This window comes from Ruminococcoides bili (assembly GCF_040093295.1).
GTDB classification, from domain to species: domain Bacteria; phylum Bacillota; class Clostridia; order Oscillospirales; family Acutalibacteraceae; genus Ruminococcoides; species Ruminococcoides intestinale_A.
The window spans coordinates 20623-28409 of record NZ_JBBNJY010000026.1 but is presented as its reverse complement, the minus strand read 5'-3'; the positions used below and the strand labels follow the sequence as shown (position 1 = coordinate 28409).

Below are 7787 nucleotides of genomic sequence, written 5' to 3'. Positions count from 1 at the left end.
CAATTTTTGAAAAAATTGAGTAAACTTTTTTGTTTTTGGGAGGATAATTTAGCGTTAGCTAAATTTCAATGCCCGACCGACACTCCGCTAAACCATAATTTATTGAAAATTTTGACAAAAAAAGTGCCCTGCATATGGCAAGGCACTTAAGTTTTAACAATTATTCTTCTGTATTTTCGCACTGTACCGGCTTTTCGGTTGATTCGGCAGTTTTTTCTGCAACAGTTTCTTCTGTCTTTTCTTCTGCTTTCTCTTCAACCTTTTCCTCTGCGACAGGTGCGGATTCTGTGGGTTCTTCAGCTTTTGGTTCTTCTGCGGTTTCGGGAGCTTTTGTTTCTTCGGCTTCATTTGCAAGTTCCGCAATATCATCGCCGTCAAGGCACAGGTCAAGCTCTTCAAGGAGCATTGCGTTTTGTTTTTTCTTGTGCTGTTTTATAGCAAACACGGTAGCTGATACTGCTACAAGTGCGCCAAGTGCACCGGCTGCGGCGCAAATTAATTTTTTATTATCATCCATATTAAACACCTCATCAATTATGTTTTTATTTTTGTCCAATAATTATTCAAAATAAAAATGCTTATTAAAATGAATTATCACTTTAATAAGCATATTATATCATAAAATTTATGCAATGCAATACTTAATTTGCAAAAATTGTCAATAAATTTTGAGCGTTTTGCACATAATCAAAACATTCTGTCGATTAATATACAAAAGCTAAAAATATATTTATAATCATTTTGAATATTCGCAATAGTTTCCCAAAAAGCTGAATTCAGGCATTTCCGCACTTAACTGTGCTATAAGGTCTGTAACCTCTTTACTGCTTACATTGCCTGAAAAATCAAGGTAAAACAGGTATTCAAATCCCTCGTCACTGCTTGGGCGTGGGCGAGATTCAATTTTCGTAAGGTTAAGACCGAGAGAATTAAATCTGCAAAGTAAGCCGTAAAGCGAACCCGTAACATGAGGAAGTGAGAAACAAAGGCTGATTTTGTTTGAATCGGGTGTGATGAACAGCTTTTTGGAAATAACAATAAATCTTGTTGTGTTTTTATCGTTATCCTGCAAATGATTGTCAAGCACTTTTAAACCGTATTCCTCTGCCGCCTTGTATGAGCAGATAGCCGCAACATTAAGGCGCTTTTCCTTTGCCACATCACGAGCGGCAATTGCTGTATTTGAACATGGTGTAGAGTCAAAATTATTTTTTGCAATGTAGTCTGCACACTGTGAAAGTGACTGCGGATGCGACCATACCTTTTCAATATCCGAAAACTCTGCCTGTTTTAAACCGCCAAGACAGTAATCAATAGGCAAATCAAGTGCGCCGACAATGTAAAAACGGTGCTTAAGTATTAGGTCATATACGGCAGAAACCGAGCCTGCGTTTGAGTTTTCAACAGGAAGTACGCCGAATGTAATTTCTCCTTTATCAACTGCGTCAAAAACATCACCGAAAGACTTATAGCAATGTGCCTCCGCATCTGGGAACAGGCGTATTGTTGCCTCGTGACCGTTAGCGCCTTTAATGCCCTGATAACCGACTTTAACATCGGTTTTCGGTATCTCGGTTTCAACATTGCTGATAACCTCTTTTATATCTGCACCACTGCCGACAATATTATGTTGTAAAGCTCTTGAAAGCTCCATAATATTTGAGTAAAGCAGTCTTGCATATGAACCGTATTCACCGCCACGCTTTTCGATTGAATCAAGAATTTCATTCTCTCTTGCTTGATTAAGAACAGGGATGTTGTTGGCTTTTTTGTAATTACCTACCTCTTTGGCACAATCCATTCTCTTTTTGAAAAGTTCAATAATCTGTTCATCTATACTGTCAATTTCAGTTCTGATTTCTGAAAGATTTCTCATTTTATTCATCCTTATTATAAAAGATTTAATATAGCAACGGCTGTGACAGCCTCAATAACAGGCACGGCTCTCGGTACAATACACGGGTCGTGTCTGCCGTTTATAACAAGTTTTGCATTTTCTTTTTTCTGCAAATCGACTGTGTCCTGTTCTTTAGAAATAGACGGAGTAGGCTTTACTCCTGCTCTGAATATAACAGGCATACCGTTTGTGATACCGCCGAGAATACCGCCGCAGTTGTTGGTTTTTGTTACAACTTTGCCGTCTTTGTATTCAAAAGGATCATTGGACTGTGATCCACGCATTTTAGAGAGTTCAAAGCCTTTGCCGAATTCAATGCCCTTTATTGCAGGCACACCGAAAACAGCTTTTGCGATTACACCCTCAACACCCTCAAACATCGGCTCGCCTATGCCTGCCTCAATTCCGCTTACGGCACATTCGATTGTACCGCCGATACTGTCCTGAGCAAGTCTTGCCGATTCAACTTCTGCACGCATTTTTTCTTCGACCGAATCGTCAATAAGTGCAAAAGAGCTGTTGTTTAATTTATTTATAAGTTTGTCGTCAATAGAAACAGGGTTAAAAGATTTGTCGTTTACATTGCCGATGCTTGCAATATGAGCGGCAATTTTAATACCTTTTTCTTCAAGAATCTGACGGCAGATTGCACCCGCAAAAACTATAGGAGCGGTAAGTCTGCCCGAAAAATGACCGCCGCCGCGAATATCGTTGCTTGCGTTATATTTAACATAAGCCGTGTAGTCGCTGTGACCCGGACGAGGACAATTGAGAAGATTGCCGTAGTCGCCGCTTTTTGTGTTTGTATTTTCAATTACCGCACATAACGGTGCGCCTGTAAGAGTATCTCCAAGCATACCGGAAAGTACCTTTGGCAGGTCGCTTTCTTTGCGTGGGGTTGCGGTTTTGTCTTTGCCGGGAGCTCGTCTTGACATCTGAACAAGCACTTTGTCCATATCAATTTTTACGCCGGCAGGAAGTCCGTCGATTACAACTCCTATACCGTTGCCGTGGCTTTCGCCAAAGACAGAAATTTTTATTTTTTCACCGTAGGTCGAGGACATTTGCCTTTCCTCCTATGCTGTTGTAGTCTATATAAAAATCGGGGTAGCTTTTGTTAATGCTCATTGCAAAAGTGGCGGTTATATCTTCATCACTTCTTGCGGCGCAAACAGCGGCAGACATAACGATTCTGTGATCGTTGTAGCCGTTTACATTTCCTCCTTTAAGAGAAGAAACCCCTGTGATTTCAAGTCCGTCCGAAAGTTCCTTTACTTTGCCGCCAAGATTATTCAGCAATTCGGCGGTGGCTTTCAGTCGGTCACATTCTTTTATTCTTAATCTTTCGGCATTGATAATCTTTGTCGTGCCCTCTGCAAATGCCGCACATACCGAAAGTACGGGAACAAGGTCGGGAATTTGAGATGCGTCAATGGTGATTGCCTTTAATTCTCTTTTTTCAACAGTTACTTCGTTGTCAAGCTGAGTAACTTTAGCGCCGAATCGGGCAAGAATTTCAGCGCATTTCTTGTCGCCCTGCGTGGAATCCTTTGCAACTCCCTTTACGGTTACTTTACCGCTGACAGCGCCGAGCACCATAAAGAAAGCCGCCTGTGACCAGTCACCGTCTGTTGTATAGTCGCAAGTCTTATATGATTGACCGCCTTTAATATGCCAGCCTTTTTCTGTGGCTTGAATATTCACACCAAATTGTTTCATTGTGCGGATAGTCATTGCAATGTAACCAACGCTTTCAAGCGGGGAAGTGAGTACAATTTCGCTGTCACCCTCAAGAATCGGCAGAGCAAGCAAAAGTCCTGTGATGAACTGTGAGCTTACATTGCCGGGAATTTCAAAAATTCCGCTTTTCAGCTGACCTTTGATTTCAAGGGGAAGTCCTCCCTCGGTTTTGCAGACGGTACCCGCCTTTGGCAAAGCCTCTGTAAATATTCCGATAGGGCGCTGCGGAAGTTTGCCTTTGCCCACAAATGTTGCGTTAATATTGCCGACAGCGGCAATCGGAATAAAAAATCTTAATGTACTGCCGCTTTCTCCGCAATCAAGCAAAGCGGTTTTGTTTTTATACATATTTGTACCGTCAACTGTGAGAACATTGTTTTCAAGTACAGCGTCAGCGCCAAGTGCTTTAATACAGCCGATAGTTGCCTTAATATCGTTTGAAAGGGCAACGGGAGAAATTCTGCTTACTCCGTTTGCCATGGCTGCGCAGATTATGGCTCTGTGAACATCACTCTTTGACGGCGGTACATTTACAGTTCCGTTTGGAACAAACGGGCTGAATTTTACATCAGACATATGTATCCTCCAATCAGGTTGTGATAAAGTCGCAGAGATTGGCAAGTTCAACTTTCTTTGTAAAGCTGTCGCCTATTTTTGTTAAAAGTACAAGGTCAATTGAGCTGCCTGCTGTCTTTTTATCGCCTTTTGCAGCCTGTGCCATCTGCTCAAAGGTAGATTTATCTGTAGTCGGCAGACCGTATTTTTTGCAAAGCGCACAAATTTTGTCGGCTGTGCCTTTTTCGGTAATTCCGTGTTTTTCACCTGCTTTTGTAATAAGCACCATACCGATTGCGACAGCCATTCCGTGGCTTATGCCTTTAAAGTTATAGATTTTTTCAATAGCGTGTCCGAGAGTGTGACCGAAGTTTAAGAGCTTTCTTTCGCCTGCCTCTTTTTCGTCACGGTTTACAACATCACGCTTTATTGAAACGCAGATTTCGATAATATCTTCAATATGCTCAAGTGCATTTTGATTTTCAAGATTTTCAAAGAGCTTTTCGTCTTTAATGCAGCCGTATTTTATAACTTCACCCATACCGTCGCAAATATAATCATCGGTAAGGGTTTTGAGCGTGTCGGGGTCAATCAATACGGCAATAGGCTGATGAAATGCGCCGACAAGGTTTTTGCCCTGCGGTAAATCAACGCCTGTTTTTCCGCCTACAGATGAATCAACCTGTGAAAGGAGAGAGGTAGGAATCTGAATGAAATCAATTCCACGCAGATAGCTTGCAGCGGCAAAGCCTGCCATATCGCCCACAACACCGCCGCCGAGAGCTACAACAATATCTTTTCTTGTCATAGAAAATTCCGCAAGTGTGTTGTACATTTCCGCAATAGAGCCGAGGTGCTTTTGCTCTTCACCTGCTTTAAAAATATGTGTTGCAACTTTAAATCCCTCTTTTTCAAGAGAATTTTTCACTCTGTCCATATAAAGCGGAGCAACATTGCTGTCTGAAATTATAGTAACCTTTTCTGCCTTTGAAAGAGCCTTTGCGTATTCGCCGCATTTGTCAAGTATTCCTCTTTCAATGCAAATATCATACGGCTTGCCCGTATCTACTCTGACTGTTCTCATAATGCACCTCAATTCTATTCGCCGAGAGCAGTTTTTACCTTGTGTCCCTGCTCCAATAATTCTGCAAGAGTTTCTCTGTCTTCTGCTTTGATTGCGTCTTTAATTTTTGTAATATTGTCAATGAGTATGTCAAGCTCGGTAATAAGCGGTTCACGATTCTCAAGGAAAAGTTCGCTCCAAAGTTGTGAATTGATATTTGCAACTCGTGACACATCACGATAACTGCCGGCTGAAAATCCCTTATGATTTGGGCAGCACGGACTCATTACATAAGAACAAGCCAACACATGGGGGAGTTGTGAGGTGAATGCAATCATTCTGTCGTGTTCTTCGGGAGTGGTAATTTTAACTGTGCCAAAACCGATTTTTCTTGCAAGATTGGCAAGAATTTCAATTTTATCCTCAGGTGCTCCGCACGGAGTAATTATGTAGCTTGCGTTCTTATACAGGTCAGCCTCCGAAACATCAAATCCGTTGGTTTCTTTGCCTGCCATTGGGTGACTGCCGATGAATACAAAGCCGTATTTTTTTGAAAGAGCAGAAAGACTTGGGCAAATTGCTCGCTTAATTCCCGAACTGTCGGTTACAATAGCGCCGCTTTTTATATAGCTGCCGTATTTTTCTATGAAATCTACCGCAGCCTGCGGATAAAGTGCCAAAATTATAATATCACATTCACCGAGGCTTTCGGGAGTACCGATTTTGTCGATTGCGCCCGCCTCAAGCGCCTTTTCTGCTGTTGCCTGCGTTCTGTTAATACCGATTACAAAGTTGTCGGTATATTTTTTTATAGCCTTGCAAAAGCTGCCGCCTATAATACCAAGACCGATAACGGCAATGTTCATTTTTCAGTGCCTCCGAATAAATATATAAAATAAAATTATTTGCTGTTGATTTTGTCAATTGAGCTTTTGAGTGCAAATACTTTCTTTGCAACCTTATCAAACTGTTCGGGTGTGAGTGACTGCGCACCGTCCGAAAGAGCGTGCGGCGGGTCATTATGAACCTCAATGATAAGACCGTCTGCGCCTGCGGCAACTGCCGCCATTGCAAGCGGCTCAACAAGCCATGACTTGCCTGCTGCGTGGCTTGGATCAACGATTACAGGAAGATGTGAAAGAGCCTTTACAACAGGAATTGCGGAAATATCAAGTGTATTTCTTGTAAATGTTTCGTATGTTCTTATGCCTCTCTCACAAAGAATAACCTTGTCGTTACCGCCTGCCATAATGTACTCGGCACTCATAAGCCATTCTTCAATGGTAGCGGAAAGACCTCTCTTTAAAAGAATAGGTTTGTCAATCTTGCCAAGTTCTTTTAAAAGCTCAAAGTTCTGCATATTTCTTGCGCCAACCTGAATAATGTCAACATTCTCGAACATATCAATGTGAGATGCTCTCATAATTTCGGTAACAATAGGAAGTCCTGTTTCTTTTCTTGCAATCTTTAAGAGGTCAAGACCTTCTGCTTTTAAGCCCTGGAAAGCGTACGGTGAGGTTCTCGGCTTGAATGCGCCGCCTCTTAAGAATGTTGCGCCCGATGCCTTTACGCTCTTTGCAATATCGACAATTTGAGTTTCGCTTTCAACCGAGCATGGACCTGCCATAATGTGCAGACTGCCGCCGCCGATTGTTATATCATCATTGATTTTGATTTTTGTATCGTCCGGGTGGAACTTTCTGTTAGCCTTTTTGTACGGTTCCTGAACTCTCTTAACATTTTCTACAATGTCTTGAGCGTCAATGTAGTCCATATCAATTTTAGTAGTGTCGCCGATAAGTCCGAGAACTGTTGAATGCACACCTTCCCATTTATTTACTTTTACATTGTATTCCTCTTTGAGCATATTTGTAAAATTCATAATCTGCTCGGGTGAGGCTGACGGTTTTAATACAATAATCATTTTTTAAACTATCCTTTCATTCCCATTTAAATAATTCATACATATTTTACCACTTTAAAGCGTTGCAGTCAACCCTGTAATATGCGTAATTATTTTTCTTGCGTATCAATAGCGTTAAGGATTGCATATGCTGTTTTGAGCGGAGTGCTTTTGCCGCTCACCGTTATGTCAGCGGCAGAAAGATATATCGGAAGTCGCTTTTCATAAAGCTGACGCATTGCTTCATCCTTGTCGGGACGCTGTAAAAGCGGTCTTGTTGTATCGTTTTTAAGTCTTTGTTTTATAATGTCAAGCGGAACATCGAGCAGAACTATTTTGTCCTTTCCTCTGAAAGCGTCAATATTTCTTTGGAAAGTAAAAGCACCTCCGCCGGAGGCAATTACAAGTCCTTTTGTATCTGCAAGCTCCAAACAAGCCTCGTGCTCCATATCTCTGAAACGGTTTTCACCGTATTTTTCAAAGATTTCGGATACTTTCATTCCTGCCTTTTCTTCAATGTAAGAGTCCATATCAACGAACTTTCTGCCTGACTTACGGGCAAGATTTCTGCCGACGGTTGTTTTTCCGCAACCCATAAAGCCACATAAAACTATATTGTCCAATCTTAG

General features: G+C 41.6%; 8 protein-coding genes. All 8 read right to left on the bottom strand.

Annotation, left to right across the window (positions count from 1 at the left end):
- Nucleotides 1-160: 160 nt before the first annotated feature.
- The 8 genes from AAAY30_RS08625 to AAAY30_RS08590 all read right to left on the bottom strand — a co-directional run bounded on the left by AAAY30_RS08625 (nucleotide 161) and on the right by AAAY30_RS08590 (nucleotide 7781).
- Nucleotides 161-517: a hypothetical protein gene (locus AAAY30_RS08625; RefSeq protein ID WP_249375986.1), complete on the bottom strand. Its 357-nt coding sequence runs from the start codon at nucleotides 515-517 to the stop codon at nucleotides 161-163.
- Nucleotides 518-736: 219 nt separating this feature from the next.
- The gene (locus AAAY30_RS08620; RefSeq protein ID WP_302197112.1) at nucleotides 737-1876 is read right to left on the bottom strand and encodes a chorismate mutase; all 1140 of its coding nucleotides are present in this window, start codon (nucleotides 1874-1876) and stop codon (nucleotides 737-739) included.
- A 14-nt stretch (nucleotides 1877-1890) separates the two neighbouring features.
- Complete coding sequence (gene aroC, locus AAAY30_RS08615; protein WP_195411252.1) at nucleotides 1891-2961, bottom strand: chorismate synthase; 1071 nt, start codon at nucleotides 2959-2961, stop codon at nucleotides 1891-1893.
- Nucleotides 2942-4213, bottom strand: a complete 1272-nt coding sequence (gene aroA, locus AAAY30_RS08610; RefSeq protein WP_337781968.1) for a 3-phosphoshikimate 1-carboxyvinyltransferase — start codon at nucleotides 4211-4213, stop codon at nucleotides 2942-2944. The genes aroC and aroA overlap by 20 nt, the downstream gene beginning before the upstream one ends.
- 13 nt (nucleotides 4214-4226) lie before the next feature.
- Nucleotides 4227-5276 carry a 3-dehydroquinate synthase gene (aroB, locus tag AAAY30_RS08605; RefSeq protein WP_117705722.1) on the bottom strand — a complete coding sequence of 350 codons (1050 nt, stop codon included), beginning with the start codon at nucleotides 5274-5276 and terminating at the stop codon, nucleotides 4227-4229.
- Between the two features lie 14 nt (nucleotides 5277-5290).
- A complete protein-coding gene (locus AAAY30_RS08600) occupies nucleotides 5291-6121 on the bottom strand; it encodes a prephenate dehydrogenase (RefSeq protein WP_022234406.1) in 831 nt (276 codons plus the stop codon).
- Between the two features lie 35 nt (nucleotides 6122-6156).
- Nucleotides 6157-7179 carry a 3-deoxy-7-phosphoheptulonate synthase gene (aroF, locus tag AAAY30_RS08595; protein WP_022234405.1) on the bottom strand — a complete coding sequence of 341 codons (1023 nt, stop codon included), beginning with the start codon at nucleotides 7177-7179 and terminating at the stop codon, nucleotides 6157-6159.
- 89 nt (nucleotides 7180-7268) lie between these two features.
- Complete coding sequence (locus AAAY30_RS08590) at nucleotides 7269-7781, bottom strand: shikimate kinase (protein WP_022234404.1); 513 nt, start codon at nucleotides 7779-7781, stop codon at nucleotides 7269-7271.
- Nucleotides 7782-7787: the final 6 nt, after the last annotated feature.